The following is an 18,869-nucleotide window of genomic DNA, read 5'->3' as shown; positions in this document are numbered from 1 at the left end:
CATCTCGCTCTTGCCAAACTGACTGGCTGTTCAGTTAATCTGTCGCCCATGCGGGCCACGTCACAAGACCCCGGCAACGACGTCGACGCGATCGTCGTGGGCGGTGGACACAATGGACTGGTCGCCGCCGCGTTCCTTGCCCGGGCCGGGCTCAAGCCTCTCGTCCTGGAGGCCCGTCCCGACACCGGTGGGGCCGCGCGCACGGACACGCCCTGGGGCCCCGAGTTCAAAATGACCTCGCTGTCGTACGTCATGAGCCTCATGCCACCGACCATCGTGGACCAGTTGCGGCTGCGCGAGCACGGCTACCGCGTGATTCCGATGGGCCCGACATTCGTGCCGTACGAGGACAAGCGGTCGCTGCTGCTCACCGAGGACCCGGCGCGCGACTACGACCAGATCGCCGCGTTCTCCAGGCACGACGCGGACGCGATGATCCGCTACCACGCCTGGCTGGGCGGCATCGGCGAGATCCTCGCGCCGCTGCTGATGCGCACGCCGCCGAAGGTGGCCTCGCGCCGCCCCGGCGACCTGATCGACCAGCTGCGGCTCGTGTGGGGCATGCGCGGGCTCGACGTCCGTAGGGCCGCCGACGCGGTGCGGCTGTTCACCATGAGCATCGCCGACGTGCTCGACGAGTGGTTCTCCTCGGAGCAGCTCAAGGGCGTCATGGCGGTCAACGGCATCATCGGCACGTGGGCCGGGCCGTGCGCGCCCGGCACGGCGTACGTGATGATGCACCACACCATCGGCGACCTCGGCGACGGCGCGATGGGCCAGTGGGGCTACCCCGTCGGGGGCATGGGCGCGGTCAGCGCCGCGATCCGCGCCTCGGCGGAGTCGTTCGGCGCGACGGTTCTGACGGACTCGTCCGTCGAGCGGATCCTCGTGGCCGACAACCGGGTCACCGGTGTCGTGACCACGGACGGCCGGGAGTACCACGCGCCGATCGTGCTCGCCGCGACCCACCCGGCCATCACCTTCCTCCGCCAGATCGCACGCGACCAGTTGCCGTCGGACTTCGTGACGGACATAGAACGGTGGCGTACGCGCAGCGGCTCCGTCAAGGTCAACGTCGCGTTGTCCGGGCTGCCCCGGTTCGCGGCGGCGCCCGACATGCCGCTTGAGCACTACTCCGGGGCGATTGAGCTGGCCCCGTCGCTCGACTATCTGGAGCGGGCGTTCACCGACGCCCGCGAGGGGCGCGCCGCCGCGCGGCCGTTCGCGGACTGCGCCATCCCCTCGACGCTGGACCCGACGCTGTGCCCCGAGGGCACCCACGTCATGTCGATGTTCACCCAGTGGGTGCCGCACACCTGGGCGACCGAGCCGCACCGCGACGAACTGGAGGCGTATGCCGACCGGGTCATCGCGGAGTTCGAGGCGCACGCGCCGGGCTTCACCGACCTGATCCTGCACCGCCAGGTCATCGGCCCGTACGAGATGGAGCACGAGTACGGGCTGATCGGGGGCAACATCTTCCACGGGGAGCTGACCCCCGACCAGCTGTTCCACCTGCGGCCCGCCCCCGGGTACGCCGACTTCACCAGCCCGATCCGGGGGCTCTACCAGTGCTCGTCGGCCACCCACGGCGGCGGCGGGGTGACCGGCATCGCCGGCTACCTGTGCAGCCGCAAGGTCCTCGCGGACCGCCGGTGGTGGCGGCGGTGAACCCGGCCCCACTCGATCGCGCGGCGGTCGAGGCATGCCTGGCGGGCAGCGGCACCATGCTGCCGCAGGGCGCCTACACCGACCAGGCCGTCCTGGACTGGGAGCGGAAGGTCGTCTTCGCGGGCGGCTGGGTCTGCGTCGGCCGGGCGGGTGACGTGCCCGCGCGCACCCGGCGGGCGGTCGGCGTCGGCGACGATGCCGTGCTGCTGATGCGTGACGACGACGGGGTGCTGCGCGGGTTCTACAACACGTGCCGGCACCGGGCCCACGAGCTGCTGCCCTGCGGCACGTCGAGCACGGGTCGGTTCCTCACCTGCCCGTACCACAGCTGGGTCTATGACAACGCCGGGCGGCTGCACAAGGTGCCGTATGCCGAGGCCTCCGGCATCGACGACGCGGCGCGCGACGGGCTCGGTCTGGTGCCGGTCGCGGTCGCCGAGTGGCACGGGTTCGTGTTCGTCAACGCCTCCGGCAGTGCCCCACCGCTGCACCGTTATCTGGGCCCGAGCCTCGACACCCGGTTCGCGCCCTACGAGCTGGAAAGAATCGAGGTGGCCGGCCGGCACGAGTACGTGGTGGAGGCCAACTGGAAGCTGCTCGTGGAGAACTACCAGGAGTGCTACCACTGCTCCACGATCCACCCGGAGCTGTGCCGGGTCTCCTCCCCCGACAGCGGCGGCTCGTTCGAACCGGACGGGCTGTGGATCGGGGGCGACATGGAGCTGCTCGACGGGGTGGCGACCATGTCGCTCGACGGCCGCGCGGGTGCCCCGCCCATGCGCGCGCTGACCGGGCGGCAGCTGCGCGACGTGGTCTACCTGCAGCTGTTCCCCAACCTGCTGCTGTCCGTGCATCCCGACTATGTGATGACGCACGTGCTCGAACCGCTCGCGCCCGACCGCACGAACGTCGTGTGCGAGTGGCTGTTCCCCCCGGAGACGATCGCGGCCGACGGGTTCGACCCGGCGTACGCGGTGGACTTCTGGGACGTCACCAACCGGCAGGACTGGGCCGCGTGCGCTGGCGTGCAGCGCGGCGTGGCGTCCCGCGGGTACCGGCCCGGGCCGTTGTCGCCGGGCCACGAGGACACCGTTTTTCAGACCATCGCCGTGCTGGCGCGCGCGTATCTCGACGGCGCGCTGCCGGCGGTCACGTCTTCCGATCGGAATGGTTCCCATGTCCGGCAACAGACCGGCACCTGAACTCGTCACCGACCTCCACCTCCTCGACGATCTGATCACCGAACAGGAACAGCTCTTTCTCGCCCGTACCGCCCATTCGCGGCGCATGCGCGAGGCCAGCGCGAACGTGCTCGCCGGCGGCGTCGCCTCCAGTTGGCAGGACGCGCCGCCCGGCGCGGTGTGGATCGACCACGGCGCCGGCTCGCGCGTCATCGACGTGGACGGTGCCGAGTACGTGGACCTGCACGGCGGGTTCGGCGTCGCGCTCGTCGGCCACGCCCACCCGGCGATCGTGGCGGCCGTCTCCGACCGGGTCCGCCGCGGCACCCACTTCGCCCAGCCCACGGCCGACGCGGCGGCCGTCGCGCGCGCCCTGGCCAACCGCTACGGGCTGCCCCTGTGGCGCTACAACAACTCCGGCACCGAGGCCACCATGGACGCCATCCACCTGATGCGCGTCGCCGCCGGCCGCCCGAAGATCATAAAAGTCGAGGGTACGTACCACGGGCACCACGACAGCGTGCAGGTGAGTGTCTATCCGAGCCTGGCGGCGGCCGGCCCATCGTCGCGGCCGCGCTCGGTGCCGGGCAGTCGGGCCATTCCGGCGGCCGTCGCGGACCTGACCGTGGTGGTGCCGTTCGGCGACCTGGGCGCGGTCGAGCGGGCCCTGGTCGAGCACCGCGACGAGATCGCCGGCATGATCATCGAGCCGATCATGATGAACATCGGGCTGGTGCCCCCGCCGCCCGGCTACCTGGCGTCGTTGCGGGACCTGCTGCACCGGCACGGTGCGTACCTGGCCTACGACGAGGTGAAGACCGGGCTGGCCGTCGCGCCGGGCGGCGCGGTCGAGTGGTCGGGGGTCATGCCCGACCTCGTGTGCCTGGCCAAGGCGCTGGGCGGCGGGCTGCCCTGCGGGGCGATCGGCGGGGTGCCCGCGCTCATGGGCCTCATCGCCACCGGCGAGTACGAGCAGGTCGGCACGTTCAACGGCAACCCGCTCACGATGGCCGCGACCCGGGTGGTGCTCACCGAGGTACTCACGGCCGACGCGTACGCGCACTTCGACCGCCTGCGCGCCCGCATGGTCACCGGCGCGACGCGCATTTTGCGCGGGTACGGCCTGCCGGGGCACGTGCGGGCGTACGGCGCGAAGGGCGCGGTGATCTTCCACGAGAAGCTGCGGAACTACCGCGACTTCCTCGACTATCCCGACCAGTGGGGCAACGCCCACTGGCTCTACCAGCACAACGGCGGCGTGTTCCTGCCGCCGTGGGGCAAGTGCGAACAGTGGACCCTGTCGGTCCAGCACACCGTCGAGGACGCGGACCGGTTCCTCGTCAACCTCGAACACCTGGCGGCCGACCTGCTGCGGAGGCGTACCCCCTGATGACCGGGCGTAGGACCGCCCGCCACCGTCCGATCAGGCGGCGGGCGGCGGATGATCGGCCATAGTGGACATCCAGCGTCGGCACGCGCCGCCGAAACCGCCGATGCCCGTCGCGACCACGCACCGTAGCGTTTCGTCGTCCAACAGCTACGGCGACGGAGGGGCGGCCAGGTGTCGGGTGGGGCGATCGAACGTATCGACGGGCAGGCGTGGACGATCCGGCAGCTCTTCAGCGGCCGGCGGTACGGGCTGGACAACTACCAACGCGAGTTCGCGTGGGAGAAGGAGCACCTCAAGGAGCTGCTTACCGACCTGTCCGAGCGGTTCCTCGACCGGTGGCGATCCGACCACGAGCCGTCCGAGGTCGTGAACTATCCGCCGTACTTCCTCGGGCCGATCGTCACCCACGTCCGCCAGACCAACGCACTGATCGTCGACGGGCAGCAGCGGCTCACCGTACTCATGCTGCTTCTGATGTGGCTGAACGAACTGCAGGCCGACCGGGACGACGCCGTCGCCGGGATCGAGCCGCTCATCGTGTTCGACCTGTTCGGCCAGCGTCGGTTCGCGGTCGAGCCCGAGGACGACTACGACGAGCGCCGCGCCTGCCTCACCGCGCTCATGACGGGTGCGGACGTGGACCCGACCCAGCTCACGTCACGTTCCAACCGCACCCTCGTCGCGCGCTACCACGACCTGGACGACCTGTTCCCGGACGCGCTGCGTGGCGACGCCCTGCCCGCGTTCATCTACTGGTTGCTGGACCGCGTCCACCTGGTGGAGATCTCGACGGCCAGCGGTCCGCTCGCCCTCGAGACGTTCGAGACCATGAACGACCGCGGTCTGCGGCTCAACCCGATTGACCTGCTGAAGAGCTTCGTCCTGAGCAAGGTGGGGGTCGCCGACCAAGGCAACGTCAACCGGACCTGGCGCGCCCGAATGACCGCACTCACCGAGGCCGACAACAACGCTCACGTCGGCTTCATGCGCACCTGGCTGCGCGCCAGGTACTCCCGGACCGCGGCCGACGACACGGACATCAGCAAGTCGTTCGACAAGTGGGTGCGCCGCGAGCACGCCAACGTCGGGGTGCGCTACCCCGGCGAGTTCATCACGTTCGTGGCCGAGATGGACCGTCTGTCCCGCCGGTACGTCGACCTGCTCAGCGCGGCCAAGGAGCCGCAGGCGGGCCTCGATGTCGTGTACGCCAACGGCCGCAACTCGGTCACGCTCCAACTGCCGCTGATCCTGGCCACCCTTACCCCGGACGACGACGCCGCGACGTTCGCCCGCAAGGCCCGGATGGTCGGCGGCTACCTCGACATCGTCGTCGCGCGGCGGATGGTCAACTGGCGCGACTACGGTTATGACGCCATGGCGAGCGGCGTCTTCTCCCTCGCCCGCGAGATCCGCGGGCTGGACGTGGACACCCTCGCCAAGCGCCTCGGCGACGAGGTCGCGTCGCTGCCCGAGACCTTCGACGCCGTCGGCGCGTACGGGCTGCGGGCCCGCAATCACACCCGGGTCCGGTACCTGCTCGCGCGCATGACGGCCTGGCTGGAGATCCAGCACGACGGCATCACCACGGAGCCCGCGTTCGGCCCGCTGCTGAAGAAATTCATGTCGTACGAGATCGAACACATCTGGGCCAACAAGCCCGAGCTCCAGCCCCAGGTGAAGCCCCGTCAGTTCGATCAGTTCCGCAACAGCTTCGGCGGGCTGCTCCTGCTGACGAAGCCGTTCAACGCCGCCTACGGCGCCAAACCCTACGCGGACAAGGTCGACCAGTACTGGGGCCAGGGCACCATGCTCGCCAAGTCCCTGCATCCCGAGTGTTACCGCCTCAACCCCGGCTTCCGCAAGGTCATCGAGCACTACGACCTGCCATTCCGGGCTTACGAGTCGGCGTTCGACGAACACGCCATCGCGCAACGGCAGGCGCTCTATCAGCGGCTGTGCCACCTGGTGTGGGATCCGGCGCAGTACGGCCTGGCGGTCGCGGCCCCGATGGTCCGGCACCGGACCGAGCGCACCCGAGCGCACTTCGGCATCTCCATCTCGCGTCTGATGGAGCGCGGGTTCATCCCGCCGGAGGCAGCGCTGGTCGGGACCTTCAGGGACCTCGACTACCACGCCCGGGTTACCCACGACGGCCAGATCCGACTCGACTCCGGCGAACTGTTCGACTCGCCGTCGTCGGCAGCTGGTGGGGCCCTCAACCGGGGCTCGTGGAACGGCTGGACGTTCTGGCGGGTCGCACTGCCGGACGGATCGAACCCGACTCTCAACGCGGTCCGGCGCACAGCGCTCAAGTCAGGCCTCACACCATGACGTCACGGCGGCCCGTCCCTGCCGGGGCGGGCCGCCGCAGGAACGTCCTACATGCCGCGAATGGCCGCGCCACTGAGACGGGCACCCGCCGTGAAATCCACGAGCTGCTTCGCCAGGGCTGCCTTCGGTGTCTTGGAAACGCCCCCCAGCCCCAGTTCGGCAGCGATCACACGAAGCTCGCCCACCCCGAAGGGCGCGAGCACCGTGGCGGCCTCGTCCCGCGACGCCGCCGCGTCGAGCGCGGCCTTGACCGTCGCGACATCGACGATCGGCGCGGCCTTGGCCGATTTGGCCACCCGCGCGGGCTTCGCCGACGCCGGTACCACCGGATCGTTCGAACCCCAGGGAATCAGCGTCAGCCGGGCCCGACCCTCGGCCAGGTCGTCGACCTGATCCTGCGGGAGATACTCGAGAAACTCGGTGATGCGCCGCAACACCGCCAACGATTGCTTGGCCACGTCACTCATGCTGCCGCTCCCACTTTCATGTGGACACTGTTGAGAAACTCCGTCGCGAGCCCCATGAGCTCGATGTAGATACGCTCGGTCACGTTCACCCGGAGAATGACGGGAACGCCATCAGGGTTCTGCGCACCGAAGACGTTGCTATCCCTGATGGTCGACGTAAAGATCGGCACGCCCGGGCTACGCGTCCGCGTCATGTCCATGTAGTAGCGGTGCGCGGCGATGGGCTCCCCCGACCAGAACTGGACCATCGCGAAGACGACGCCCAGTGCCTTCGGTGCGATGAGCAGATCGGGCCGATCGGGCGCGAAGTCCTTGACCCCGTGGTTGTGCATCTCCGTGAGCCTGCGGACGTTATGGAACAGCGCCTCGATGCCGAGCGTCGACAGGTAGTCCGGCCGGGACGGCACCAGAATGCCGTCGCTGGCCACGATCGCACTCTGCGTCACGATGTTGAAATTCGGTGGGCAGTCGATGAGCACAATGTCGTAGCAGGCGGCGAAGTGCGGATCGCGGAGAGCCTCGCTCAACGCGCCCCGTAGCCGAAACATCTCCACATCCGCGGCCACTCCACCGAGGCCGACGTTCGACAGCAGCGACAACTCGTGGTTGACCAAGTGCAGCGTCGACGGAATGAGGTGCACAAATCCGTCGGGTGAAGCCAGCGCGTCGTTGACGGCGGCGGGCTCGACGACGCACTCCGCGAGCTGGCTGTGCGGCACGCCCTTGATGAAGCTGTCGTACCACGACTTCAATGTCCGGTCCGGCGGGAGGCGGCCGGCGGCCATGTCCGGGGAATAGAAACTGAACGTCAGGCTGCTCTGTGGATCGAGATCCACGAGAAGCACCCGGAGGCCACGGCGTGCCAACTCGGTGCCTAGGTTGGACGTGAGCGTCGTTTTACCTACGCCACCTTTGAAGTTGATTACCGAAACAACTCTCATGGCCCTCCCACCGACACGGCCCGAAACCGTTGCAGAATATGGCGATCAGCAACACCGACACAGTCGTCGCTCGGGTCCGACAGTCCGCCGGAAGGCGCTCGCACATGGGCGCATCGGCGGTCCAGCAGACCGACCGACGGGATAGGCGCCTCAGTCGTCCACGACTGGGCGTCCATTCGTCGACGACCTGACGCCGCCGCTCGTAGCCATCCCGCCTCGTCGGGACGCGTGGTTCAACTAGATTCGTGGGCATGGTCGAACGTCCACGTCGCGCCAGCGTTCGACTCACCCTGGAGTTGCCGACGGAGGTTGTGGAAAAGGTCGCGTCGGCCGCCGAGTTGTCACGCAGGACGGTGGATCAGTTCGTGGCGGATGTACTCGCGGTCGAGCTGGAGCGCTGGGACAACGCCTTCCCGCTGCCCGCGCCGCCGGAGGATCTCCAGCGCGCCCTCGACGCCAGTCCGGACGCGGCGGCGTTCTTCGCCACCGTCAGCCGCAGCAAACGTCACGCCATCATCGGCCGGATCGAGGAGGCCAAACGGCCGGACACGCGCGCCCGCCGCATCGAACGGACCGTCGCGATGCTGCTCCGCGGCGACACCCGGGACCCGTGACCCGGGCTTGTACAGTGCCCGCCGTGGGACTGGGGATTGTGGTCGGCTACGCCGAGGATGACGAGCTCAACGAGTTGCGCACGCTGAGTGACGCGCTGGCTGAGGAGGGTGTGACCTGGTCCGAGCCGGCCACGACCGACGAGTCCTTCAGCGCCGGTTTCCCGTACTCGTGGCTGCACCATCTGCGCCGCGTGCTGGCGCTGGTGGACCGCGACCTGCCGGTCACCCCCGTCGACGAGACGCATCCGGTGGAGGCGGACCGGGAGGTTGTCGAGGAGGTGTCCGAGATGTTCTCTTCGCATCTGCTCTGCCACGCCGACGACCACGGCTTCTATGTGCCGGTCTACTTCGACGAACCGCTCTTCCTCCCACAGGAGTCCGGCGGGATGGTCGGCTCGACCCAGGGCCTGTTGACCGAGCTGCGCCGCTGCGCCCCCGCGCTCGGCATCACGCTGTCGCCGGACGGTTCACTACCGGAGGCCGAAACCGAGCGCCTGCACGACCTGCCCGGCGACGACAACTTCCGGGTCGAGTCGACGGTGTGGCTGGCCATGCACGGGGCCTGCCAGGCGAGCCTCCGCAGCGGTTGCGCGATCGTCTTCTGCTGACGACCTGACCGCGGATGGATCCGGTCATCGCGACCAGATCCATCCGCGTTCGACTGCGCGACAGCCCTCGGGCGTCAGGTCCAGCAGCCCGGGTTCCAGGCGATCGTCGGCTGGACGCGGAACGTGCCGGTCACCGCCGGGTGGACGACGCGGTGGCCGTCGGCGTAGGTGTCGGTCACGACCGCGCTGTAGAGCTTGTTGCGGTAGGTGATCAGCGCGGCGCGGTTCGGGCCCGCCGGCATGCGGTAGACGCAGTAGCTGACGCCGTCGCCCAGGGGACCCGTCTCGGGGGCCTGACGGCGGAACTCCGTCAGCAGGTCGGCGCCCGCCTGGCCACCGAAGCCGCTGAAGTCGACGCCCGACCCGACGATGCTGCGCGGGTACCAGCAGACCTGGTAGTTGCCCCACTTGGCGGCCTCGCTGTCCCCCGCGGCAACACCCCAGACGGCCGTGGCCGAACAGGGGGCCTGGGTCGTCTCCAGAGTCACCGAGCTGACCACCATCGTGCGTTTGACGGGATCGTCGGCGTGCGCGGCGGTGGCGCCGACGGTCAGCGTGGCGCACAGCGCGACGGTGACGACCGCCACGGCCCGACCAATCTTGGCGGTGAGAGTTTTCATGCGATGCTCCTCAATGGACGCGGTTGCTTTCGACGGGGAGAGCATCACCGGGAGCGCTTGACGTCGGCTTGGCATCGACCAGAGCCGACTTGGCAGTCACTTGAGCCGCACCAACGAAACGGGGACGTCATGTCGTTGCCGGCCGACAGTCACGTACACAGCGAGTGGTCGTGGGACGCGCCGCTCGGCGCCATGGAGCAGACCTGCGCGCGGGCGGTGGAGATCGGTCTGCCGGCGATCGCGTTCACCGAGCACCTCGACCACACGGTGTGGGTCGCGACCCCCGAGGTCCTCCAGCTGAGCGAGCACCTCGCGTCACTCGCCAAGCCGGACGGGTCGATCACGCCCCTGCCGTTCGACGCGGCCGGGTACCTGGCCTCGATCGAGCACTGCCGCGAGCGCTTCCCGGGCCTGCGGATCCTCAGCGGCCTGGAGATCGGCGAACCGCACCGGCACGTGGCGGCGACGGCGGCGGTCCTCGGCGCGGGCCCGTTCGACCGGATCCTCGGCTCGGTGCACGCCCTGCCGGACGGCGACGTGTTCGCCGAGCCGCCCGGCCACGTCCGCCGGCACGCCGCCGCCGACGTCATACGCCGCTACCTGGCCGAGGTCGCCGAGCTGGTCACGAGCAGCGACGTGTTCGAGGTGCTGGCCCACATCGACTACCCGCTGCGCACCTGGCCGGCGGACGCCGGGCCGGCCGACGTGCGCGCGTTCGAGGACGAGTTCCGCCACGCGCTGCGCCTGCTCGCCGACAGCGGCCGCACGCTGGAGGTCAACACGAAGCTGCCGCTGGACCCGGCCATCCTCCACTGTTGGCGCGAGGAGGGCGGGTCGACGGTCACGTTCGGCAGCGACGCCCACTTCCCCGCGGTGCTGGCGCACGGCTTCGCCGAGGCGAGGGACATGGTCGAGGCCCACGGCTTCCGCCCCGGCCGCGACCCCGAGGACTACTGGACGGCCAGGTAGCCGGATCGTGGAGCGGTTACGCCACCATGGTCTGGTCCGGCAGCTCCGTGAGCTTCACGGTGCACAGGCCACCGCGCTCGGTCTTCACGTCGGTCACCGTGAGCTGCGTGCCCGGGGCCAGGATAAACTCCTCCTCGCCGGTGAACGCCGAGAAGCTGCGGATGCCGACGGCCCGCACGGGGGTGACCTCGAACAGGGTCCGCTTGCCGCGCCCGCCCATGAACGCCTGCGCGACGCTGAGCTTCGACGTGCACGAGGACACGCCCCACCACGTCACGGTCTGGTTGACCGGGTACTGCGACCGCAGGTCCAGGCGCACGCCGCGCCACAGCGGGTCCCTGCGCACCGGCAGGCGCGACACGGCCGAGAACAGCAGCCGCAGGTACGGCAGATAGGGCACGACCCGGGTGCGGTCGGGGCTGCGCAGGGCAGCGTTGATCTGGCGGTAGAACGCGGACTCGCAGGTGTAGAGGTACAGCGCCGCCACCTCGTCGGCCGACGGGCCCTCGGTCGCGTCGTCGGCGTGCTTGCGGCCGAACTGGTGCGACCGGTCCACGTGCCAGTCGAGTCCCGACAGCACCTTCGCGGCCGGGGCGATGGCCTCCCGGAAGTCCATGATCGGGGTGTCGAACACGCCGGTGATCGCCGGCAGCGCCAGGCCCTCGTCCTTGACGCTCTCGAGGCGCTCCAGGTAGAGCTTGTGCAGCTCCATCGTGGAGGCGATGAACGCGCCCATCCGATCGGCCTCGCCGGCGCCGGCGTTCCAACCCTTGCTCGGCAGCCAGTCGATCTCGTCGGCACCGAGGGTGCGCAACGCCTCGTTGACCGCGCCGAAGTGGTCGCCGTCGCAGAAGATGTCGCCCTGCGCCGCCGGGTTCGGGTGGTCGATGTGCAGCACCTCGACGTCGGGGTACTTCTTCTGCAGGCGCAGCACGAGGCTCTTGAGGTTGCGGGCGTGCGCGCCCCACCAGGCGAACACCACGCCCCGGTCCTGCTCGTCCTCGGCGTCCTGCTTGGCGCGCAGGATCTCCTCCACCAGCTTCTCGACGACGGGCCGCCAGAACGCGGTGTGCTGGTCGGTGGCCATCGCACCGTCGCTGCTGGCCGTGAGCGACGCGTTGAGCAGCAGGACGCCCTGCGTCAGCATCGCCTGGAACCACTCCGGCGGCTGCACGGTGTCGTGCTGGCGCAGCAGCGCACGGATGTCGGCGATCGGCGTCTTCTTTCCGATGCCGTGCTTCCACATGGCCGCCGCCTTGATGATGCAGCGGATGCTGATCACCTTGCCGAACTGGCTGTCGGCCCAGTCGTGGAAGGTGTTGTCGAACATGGCGATGCCGGTGGCGCTCTCCGGCCGCGGGTACGGGTTCTGGCCGAAGACGACGACCTTCCACTTGTGCGGCGGGTTCGGCTTGAGCGCCTGGAAGGTCAGCTCCCGTACGGGCACGACCCGCGGGCCGCGGCCCGGGCCGATGAACGTCGCCGCGGCCGGCTGCCGCTCGATGACCGGCTTGAGCAGCGGCAACCACGGCTCGCCGCCGCCGGCGAAGAGCTCGGCGAGGGCGAGCGGGTCGTTCGGGTCTGGCGTGTCGCTCATCGTGGTCTCCGGATCGGTCGGGGTCTGACGCGGGTCGACATTAGAGCGACCGACCGACAACTCGTTTTGTCGGTGCGGCTCGGTACGTTCGTGCTCGCCCGCCACCATCCCTCGACCTTGGAGTGCCCGTGACCGTGAAGCCGCAGCTCAGAGTGGTGCTGACCGACGTCAACCCGAAGGTGGTGCAGGCGTGGCTGTCGGCCTTCGCCGACACGCCCGACGTCGAGATCTCCAAGGGGTCGATCCTCAACCAGCACGTCGACGCCTGGGTCAGCCCGACCAACTCCCACGGCAGCATGGACGGCGGCGTCGACGCGGTCGTCAAGCGGCACCTCGGCGCCGGCATCCAGCTGCGCGTGCAGAAGGCGATCCGGGCCGGGTTCGGCGACGCGCTGCCGGTGGGCAGCGCGGTCTGCGTGCCGTCCGGGGCCGCGAACCCGAAGTTCCTCATCTCGTCGCCGACGATGACCCACTCGGTCGAGAACGTCCGCGAGACGCTGAACGTCGCGCTGGCGTGCGCCGCCGCGTTCCAGGCCATCCACATGCAGAACGCGCGCCAGCCCGGCAGCATCGCCTCGGTGGCGCTGGTCGGCATGGGCGCCGCCACGGGCAAGGTGCCGCCGCAGGTGTGCGCCAACCTCATGTGGGCCGCCTACACCCTGTTCCAGGAGCACGCCTTCGACGACTACGAGGAGCTGCGCGCGACCGTCACCGCCCAACTGACCGACATCGAGACCCGCCCGCAGACCGAGCGGGTGCGCATCACGCCGCCGGCGCGCTCGCGGTCGCGTCGCTGACCGGCCACGGCCCGGCCGGGTCATCCGCCCCGGCCGGGCCGTCGGACGGCGATGAGTGACCGGGACGGGCCAGGAGGCGGTCGAGGCCGAGCAGGAGCGCGCCGAGCAGCGTGATGCCGATGGTGAGCTTGACCAGCCACCACGCGACCCAGCCGTAGCCGTGGGCGGTCGGGTTGAGGAACGCGTACGGGTACCGGTCGGGCGCGGCCGGGAGCAGGTTCGCCCGGGCGATCGAGGTCACCACGTAGAACAGCGGGAAGATCAGCCACAGCGGCAGGTCTCGCCACGGCGACACGCGGCGCGGGCCGAACGCGACCCAGTCGACGAACACCATCACCGGCAGCACGTAGTGCAGCAGGAACACCGACCGGCGCGCGACCAGCGACGCCGGGTCGCCGTCGAGCAGACCGGGGATCGGGCTCTCCCCGTGGTTGTTGACGAAGTGCGACACAAGACCGGTCACCAGGATCCACAGCGTCACCGCGCCGCGCAGCCGGGGCGCGGCAGGTTCGGTGGTGCGGCGGCGGACCATCCAGTACACGACGCCGCCGAAGTAGCCGACGGTCAGCACGGCGCTCTGGGCGGTGTAGAAGTTCAGCCGGTGGCTGCCGGACAGGATGCCCAGCAGGCCGGCGGCGACCAGCGCCACCCGCCACCAGAAGGACGGACGTGTGAAGACGTTCACCTGTGTCACCGCCGCATCATGCCGGCTTGATCGGCATCCCGCCAAGGGGTGATCAACCCGCGCGCGCATGATGGCGGTGTGCTGTCCTTGCTCAACGGCCTGCCGGACCGGGCCGACGCCGTCTCGGTCGCCGGGCGGGTCATGTCCGGCGAGGCCCTGCTCGGCGCCGCGTCGGCGGTCGCCGACGAGGTCGCGGGCGCGGCGGCGGTGGCGGTGCACGCCGAGCCGGCGCTTGAGACCGTCGTCGGCGTGGTGGGCGCCCTCCTGGCGGGGGTGCCCGTGGTGCCGGTGCCGCCCGACGCCGGCGTCGACGAGCGGGCGCACATCCTGCGCGACTCGGGCGCTGAACTTCTGCTGCACCGCATCGGAACCGCGCCGCCGGCCGCGACGCCACCGGCGCTGCCCGTGGACGCGACCCGCCGCTCGGCGACCAGCCGTCCGGACGTCACGCCCGACCACCCCGGTCTGATCATGTATACGAGCGGGACGACCGGGCCCCCCAAGGGTGTGGTGGTGGCGCACGGCGCGCTCGCGGCCGGGATCGACGCGCTCGTCGACGCGTGGGCGTGGACGCCCGACGACATCCTCGTGCACGGGTTGCCCCTGTTCCACGTGCACGGACTGGTGCTCGGCGTGCTCGGGCCGCTGCGGGTGGGCGGCCGACTGCGGCACACGGGTCGCCCCCGCCCGGAGGCCTACGCGGCGGCCGGCGGGACGCTCTACTTCGGCGTACCCACGGTGTGGTCGAGGGTGTGCGCGGCGCCGGCCGCCGCGCGGGCATTGACCCGCGCGCGGCTGCTGGTGTCCGGCAGCGCCGCGCTGCCCGCGCCGGTTTTCGACCGGCTGCGGGCACTCACCGGACATCAACCCATTGAGCGGTACGGCATGACGGAAACGCTCATCACGGTCAGCAGCCGCGCGGACGGCGCCCGCCGGCCGGGCCACGTGGGGCTCCCCTTGGCGGGCGTGTCGACCCGCCTCGTCGGCGAGGACGGCGGGCCGGCGGCGCGCGACGGTGGATCGGTCGGTGAGCTGCAGGTACGCGGCCCGATGCTGGCGAGCGGCTACTGGGGCCGGGCGGGCGGGCTGCCGATGACGGCGGACGGGTGGTTCGCGACGGGCGACGTCGCCACGATCGGCCCGGACGGCTGGCACCGGATCGTGGGCCGCGCGTCCACCGATCTGATCAAGAGCGGCGGGTACCGGATCGGGGCCGGCGAGGTGGAGGACGCGCTCCTCGCGCACCCGGCCGTGGCGGAAGCCGCCGTGATCGGCGTCCCGGACACCGACCTCGGCGAGGTGGTGACGGCCTTCGTGGTCGCGGAGCGGGTCGCCGAACGCGAGCTCATCGACTTCGTCGCGGCCCGCCTGTCAACGCACAAACGCCCCCGCCGCATCCACTTCGTCCCGTCCCTCCCCCGCAACGCCATGGGCAAGGTCCAGAAGAAATCACTCGCCGATCGCACCGGCACCGCGACGTAGGCACATGACAACGACGTGGCTTGCAGGTTCTGCGGCTACCCGGACTGGCGGTAGCAGCAGAACCTGCAAGCTGAGCGGCAGACAGCGCTGGGCGTCAGCCCCGTGTGTCGGTGGTGTCGACGATGGCCCGGGTAAGGACCGCTGAGATGCCGATCAGGGTGCCGGGCTTGAGGCCCTCGGGGCTCTTCACGACCTGGACCTCGCGCTCGCCGAGGAAGGTGCTCTCGTCGCGGTCGAAGATCCATTCGGTGCGGGAGCCGGTCGTCTCGTCGAGGCGGGCGACGCCGACGCCGTGCCGGCCGGCCGCGTCGACGACGTCGTTGACGACGACGACGCCCGGGATGCGCGCCGCCGCCCGGTAGAGGGCCGCGGTCACCTTCGGCGGGGCCACCGACTCGCGGAGCAGGTCGCCGATCGTCGTGAACGCCTGCTGGTCGGGCGTGTTGCCCTGCCCCTTGGTGTCGGCGTAGATCTTCGCGAGCAGCCTGGCCGGGTCCGTCGGCAGGCTCTCCAGGAAGCGGTAGGTCGGCGAGCCCACATCCGGCGTCGGGTTCGGGTCCAGCGTGGTCGGCCCGTTGCCTCCGGCGAGCCGGCCGGCTCGGCTGCCGTCGACGGCCACCCAGATCTCCCGCTCATGCGGCGCGTCCCGCGTCACCGTCTGCGTCCCGTCGGAGGCGAACCGGAAACTGCTGAAGGACACCAGGCTCTTCACGTACACGTACTGCTCGTCGCGGACCTGGCCGGTCGGCTGCTGCTCGGCGACCAGCGCGAACTGCTGCAGCAGCGGCGCCGCCGCCTGGTCGCTGACCTGGCCGATCTCCGTCGTGGTCGGCACGTCGGGCGCGCCGGCGCCAGCTACGAGGGCCACGGCCACCGCGGCCGCCGCCACCGCCGTCGGGGCCAGGCTCCACCACAACCTCCTACGGGTACGCCGCGGCACGGGCGCGGTGGCGCCGTCCATCTCCTGCATCAGGTGCTCCCTCAACGTCCGGTGTCGGTCGCGACCCAGGCCTGGCACCGCCGGGGCCGGCAGTGGCTCACGCTCGTTCATGCCGCCACCTCCGCTGCGCTCCGGCGCCGACATGTGTCAGCGCCGAGCCTGATGATTCGCTCGCTGCGCTCGCTCATCGGGCTCCCTCCTGGTTGAGACCGAACCGCGTTCTCGCGGTCACCTGGTAGCTGTCCGGTCGGGCGGGCGACTTCCCGTGGGTTTCGAGGCGCAGCCGGGCGCGGGCGCGGGCGAGCCGGGAGCGCACGGTGCCGACCGGCACGCCGAGCGCCTCGGCGGCGGCCGCGTAGTCCAGTTCCTCCCACACGCACAGCACGAAGACCTCCCGTTCGTGCGGTTTGAGGGCATCCATCGCGCGACGCGCGGCGGCCAGCCGCTCGGCGTCGTCGAGCCGGTCGGCCCCCTCGTCGGCCGGGTCGGGCACGGTGTCGGGCGGCGGCAGCCAGTCCAGCGCCGCCCGGTGCCGGCGTGCCCGCCGGGCGGTGTTGCGCAGCACGTTGGTGGCGATGCCGAACAGCCAGGGCCGGACGCTCTCCCCCTCGGGCAGCAGGCGTTCCCGCAGGCGCCAGGCCTCCAGGAAGGTCAGCGAGACGACGTCCTCGGCGCCCGCCCGGTCCCCCAGCGTGCGCGCGGCGTACCGGAGGATCGCGTCGGCGTGCTCGTCGAAGACCTCCCCGAACGCGGCCGACTCGCCCGCGCGCAGGCGGGCTCGCAGCGACATGGTCATACCTGTACCTGTCCGCGGCGGCGCCCGGGTTCCCGGCGGATCTCAGCCGCCGATGGTGACGACGTGCCCGCCCGGGCCGCCGGCGTACGGGGCGCCGAGCGCGTCCCACCACCCCTCGAACGGGCTGAAGACCGCCCCGAGGTGCTCGTACGCGGTCTCCTGCCGGCGCGCGGCCGCCGCCAACCGGGCCACGGGGACGTCGTAGAGCGCGGCCGCCACCGCCCACGCGGCCGGGCCGTCGAGCATGCCGTTGTCACCGGCCGGCACGTCCGGGTGGGCCGGCACGTCGGCGATGGTCAGGCCGAGGTCCTCGTCGGGCTCGCCGTGCGGGAAGACGTACACGTGCTGGACGCGGCGCAGCCCGCCCACGGTGCCGTCGAGGACCACGTGCTCCGCGCCGTACTCGTCATGGTCGAGGGCGAGGACCGCGCGCCGCACCACGCCCGTGTTCTCGGCCACCCGGGCCAGGACGTGGCCGAGCCAGATGTTGCCGTAGTCGGCGTGCAGCGTGGCCCGCGCGCCGTCAAGGTGCGCCTGCAGCGGGCGGTCGGCGTCGCGGTTGGCGGCGACCGCGTCGCGCAGGGCGGCCAGGAAGGCGTCCGCGTCGGCGGCCGAGCGCAGGTCCACGCTGGCGAAGGCCATGAAGGTCGACATGCGGGGCACCCTAGACGGACGCCTGACCTGCGGCTACCCCTCAGGCGGTGATCTCGGCGAGGCGGGCGCGCACCAGGGTCCGCACGGCCCCGTCGGGCAGCGGCTTCGCCGCCGTGAACCGCACGGTGCCCTTGGCCAGGTCAAACCCGTCCAGCTCGGCGCGCGCCGCGGCCACGGCCTGCGGGCTGAACGGGTAGACGCTCAGGTGCGCCCGCGCGGCCTTGAACCCGAGCAGCGGCTTACCGTTGATGATCAACGCGGCCAGGCCGTAGCTCGTGCCCGGCTGTGCGTCGGGGGCCTCCTCGAGCGCGACGTCCCGCACCCGCTCGAACGCGGCGCGCGCGTCGGCGTCGAGGCCCGCCAGGTAGTCGTCGATTACGGACATATCAGCATTGTGACGTCTCGCACCGCGCGGGCTTGGACTTCGCGTGGTTCGAGTCCTGGGCGACGATGAACGAGGCGATGGCGATCACGATGAGCAGTGCGATGAAGAAGTCTTTCATGGCCACCCCCGGGGAAGGTCGCGTGACTGCTGTCCGCTTTCGACGGTATGTCGGTAACGGCCGCAGCGCGCGGCGTTCACACGGACGTGAGCGCGTCCTTGTCGGGGTCCTCGGCCGCCGCCGGCACGCGCAGCACGGTGAAACGCAGCGCGACCAGCAGGTTCAGGAATCCGATCAGCCACAGGGCGGACAGCACCCAGCTGACGCTGAGGTCGGTGTTGCCGCCGTCGGCGGCGACGGCACGCACCGCCTGGTCGACCGGGAACGACAGGACCAGGCACAGCACCAGGGCGCCCACGGCCGCGGCGGCGGCCGCCTTCACCCACGCGGTCGTCCCGCTCTCGGGCGTCGGCGGGCGGTAGAGCACCGCCAGAAGGATGGCGAGCACCACGCCCATCACCGACTCGAAGGGCTCGTACGGTCCATCGGCCACGGCGATCGCGACGACACCCGCGACCGCAGCGGCCGCGAGGGCCACCTCGTCTGCTCGCGCACTCACCGCGCCACAGTATCGATCCCCGTCACCCGGGTCCTCAGCCGTTCAGGCGCTTCGCGGTTTATTCGGGTGCCCCCGGATTGCCGTGCGGTTACGCTGCGCCGCATGACCACCGCGAACGAGCGAC

19 protein-coding genes are annotated in these 18,869 nt (G+C 70.7%); 9 read left to right on the top strand and 10 right to left on the bottom strand.

Annotation, left to right across the window (positions count from 1 at the left end):
- The first annotated feature begins 48 nt into the window (after positions 1–48).
- The 4 genes from ABD211_RS30690 (at position 49) to ABD211_RS30675 (ending at position 6,573) form a co-directional block, all read left to right on the top strand.
- Positions 49–1,671, top strand: a complete 1,623-nt coding sequence (locus tag ABD211_RS30690; protein ID WP_344139365.1) for a phytoene desaturase family protein — start codon at positions 49–51, stop codon at positions 1,669–1,671.
- Entirely contained in the window at positions 1,668–2,873 is a 1,206-nt protein-coding gene (locus ABD211_RS30685) for an aromatic ring-hydroxylating oxygenase subunit alpha (RefSeq protein ID WP_344139362.1), read from the top strand. Before ABD211_RS30690 ends, ABD211_RS30685 begins: the two co-directional genes overlap by 4 nt.
- Positions 2,848–4,242, top strand: a complete 1,395-nt coding sequence (locus ABD211_RS30680) for an aspartate aminotransferase family protein (RefSeq protein WP_344139359.1) — start codon at positions 2,848–2,850, stop codon at positions 4,240–4,242. Before ABD211_RS30685 ends, ABD211_RS30680 begins: the two co-directional genes overlap by 26 nt.
- A gap of 171 nt (positions 4,243–4,413) precedes the next feature.
- Positions 4,414–6,573 carry a GmrSD restriction endonuclease domain-containing protein gene (locus ABD211_RS30675; RefSeq protein WP_344139356.1) on the top strand — a complete coding sequence of 720 codons (2,160 nt, stop codon included), beginning with the start codon at positions 4,414–4,416 and terminating at the stop codon, positions 6,571–6,573.
- A 47-nt stretch (positions 6,574–6,620) separates the two neighbouring features.
- On the opposite strand, the gene ABD211_RS30670 is transcribed toward ABD211_RS30675, so the two are convergent.
- Positions 6,621–7,040 carry a hypothetical protein gene (locus tag ABD211_RS30670; RefSeq protein ID WP_344139353.1) on the bottom strand — a complete coding sequence of 140 codons (420 nt, stop codon included), beginning with the start codon at positions 7,038–7,040 and terminating at the stop codon, positions 6,621–6,623.
- Positions 7,037–7,981 (bottom strand): ParA family protein, encoded by a 945-nt coding sequence (locus ABD211_RS30665; protein ID WP_344139350.1) that lies wholly within the window; start codon positions 7,979–7,981, stop codon positions 7,037–7,039. Before ABD211_RS30665 ends, ABD211_RS30670 begins: the two co-directional genes overlap by 4 nt.
- A gap of 251 nt (positions 7,982–8,232) precedes the next feature.
- On the opposite strand from ABD211_RS30665, the gene ABD211_RS30660 reads away from it, so the two are divergent.
- Both ABD211_RS30660 and ABD211_RS30655 read left to right on the top strand, forming a co-directional pair.
- On the top strand, positions 8,233–8,595 hold the full coding sequence (locus tag ABD211_RS30660; RefSeq protein WP_344139347.1) for a YdeI/OmpD-associated family protein: 363 nt from the start codon (positions 8,233–8,235) through the stop codon (positions 8,593–8,595).
- Positions 8,596–8,618: 23 nt separating this feature from the next.
- A complete protein-coding gene (locus ABD211_RS30655; RefSeq protein WP_344139344.1) occupies positions 8,619–9,203 on the top strand; it encodes a hypothetical protein in 585 nt (194 codons plus the stop codon).
- 74 nt (positions 9,204–9,277) lie between these two features.
- On the opposite strand, the gene ABD211_RS30650 is transcribed toward ABD211_RS30655, so the two are convergent.
- Positions 9,278–9,823 (bottom strand): hypothetical protein, encoded by a 546-nt coding sequence (locus ABD211_RS30650; protein ID WP_344139342.1) that lies wholly within the window; start codon positions 9,821–9,823, stop codon positions 9,278–9,280.
- A 129-nt stretch (positions 9,824–9,952) separates the two neighbouring features.
- Here ABD211_RS30650 and ABD211_RS30645 point away from each other — a divergent pair, with 129 nt between their 5' ends.
- Positions 9,953–10,792, top strand: a complete 840-nt coding sequence (locus ABD211_RS30645; protein WP_344139339.1) for a PHP domain-containing protein — start codon at positions 9,953–9,955, stop codon at positions 10,790–10,792.
- A 16-nt stretch (positions 10,793–10,808) separates the two neighbouring features.
- On the opposite strand, the gene ABD211_RS30640 is transcribed toward ABD211_RS30645, so the two are convergent.
- Entirely contained in the window at positions 10,809–12,389 is a 1,581-nt protein-coding gene (locus ABD211_RS30640) for an ADP-ribosyltransferase domain-containing protein (RefSeq protein WP_344139336.1), read from the bottom strand.
- A 128-nt stretch (positions 12,390–12,517) separates the two neighbouring features.
- On the opposite strand from ABD211_RS30640, the gene ABD211_RS30635 reads away from it, so the two are divergent.
- Complete coding sequence (locus ABD211_RS30635; protein ID WP_344139333.1) at positions 12,518–13,186, top strand: macro domain-containing protein; 669 nt, start codon at positions 12,518–12,520, stop codon at positions 13,184–13,186.
- Here the strand turns inward: ABD211_RS30635 and ABD211_RS30630 are convergent.
- A complete protein-coding gene (locus tag ABD211_RS30630; protein ID WP_344139330.1) occupies positions 13,152–13,880 on the bottom strand; it encodes a Pr6Pr family membrane protein in 729 nt (242 codons plus the stop codon). The genes ABD211_RS30635 and ABD211_RS30630 overlap by 35 nt on opposite strands.
- Positions 13,881–13,949: 69 nt before the next feature.
- On the opposite strand from ABD211_RS30630, the gene ABD211_RS30625 reads away from it, so the two are divergent.
- The gene (locus ABD211_RS30625; RefSeq protein WP_344139327.1) at positions 13,950–15,353 is read left to right on the top strand and encodes an AMP-binding protein; all 1,404 of its coding nucleotides are present in this window, start codon (positions 13,950–13,952) and stop codon (positions 15,351–15,353) included.
- Positions 15,354–15,447: 94 nt separating this feature from the next.
- On the opposite strand, the gene ABD211_RS30620 is transcribed toward ABD211_RS30625, so the two are convergent.
- The 5 genes from ABD211_RS30620 to ABD211_RS30600 all read right to left on the bottom strand — a co-directional run bounded on the left by ABD211_RS30620 (position 15,448) and on the right by ABD211_RS30600 (position 18,745).
- Positions 15,448–16,404, bottom strand: coding sequence for a CU044_5270 family protein (locus ABD211_RS30620; protein WP_344139324.1), 957 nt, complete (start codon positions 16,402–16,404; stop codon positions 15,448–15,450).
- Between the two features lie 73 nt (positions 16,405–16,477).
- Positions 16,478–17,083 (bottom strand): RNA polymerase sigma factor, encoded by a 606-nt coding sequence (locus tag ABD211_RS30615; RefSeq protein ID WP_344139322.1) that lies wholly within the window; start codon positions 17,081–17,083, stop codon positions 16,478–16,480.
- Between the two features lie 48 nt (positions 17,084–17,131).
- Positions 17,132–17,743, bottom strand: a complete 612-nt coding sequence (locus ABD211_RS30610; RefSeq protein ID WP_344139320.1) for a hypothetical protein — start codon at positions 17,741–17,743, stop codon at positions 17,132–17,134.
- A 40-nt stretch (positions 17,744–17,783) separates the two neighbouring features.
- Entirely contained in the window at positions 17,784–18,128 is a 345-nt protein-coding gene (locus ABD211_RS30605; protein WP_344139318.1) for an iron chaperone, read from the bottom strand.
- A gap of 194 nt (positions 18,129–18,322) precedes the next feature.
- Positions 18,323–18,745 (bottom strand): hypothetical protein, encoded by a 423-nt coding sequence (locus tag ABD211_RS30600; protein ID WP_344139316.1) that lies wholly within the window; start codon positions 18,743–18,745, stop codon positions 18,323–18,325.
- Between the last annotated feature and the right edge of the window lie 124 nt (positions 18,746–18,869).

This window comes from Luedemannella flava (genome assembly GCF_039528515.1).
Classification (GTDB): Bacteria; Actinomycetota; Actinomycetes; order Mycobacteriales; family Micromonosporaceae; genus Luedemannella; species Luedemannella flava.
This window is presented reverse-complemented; position numbering and strand designations above follow the sequence as displayed.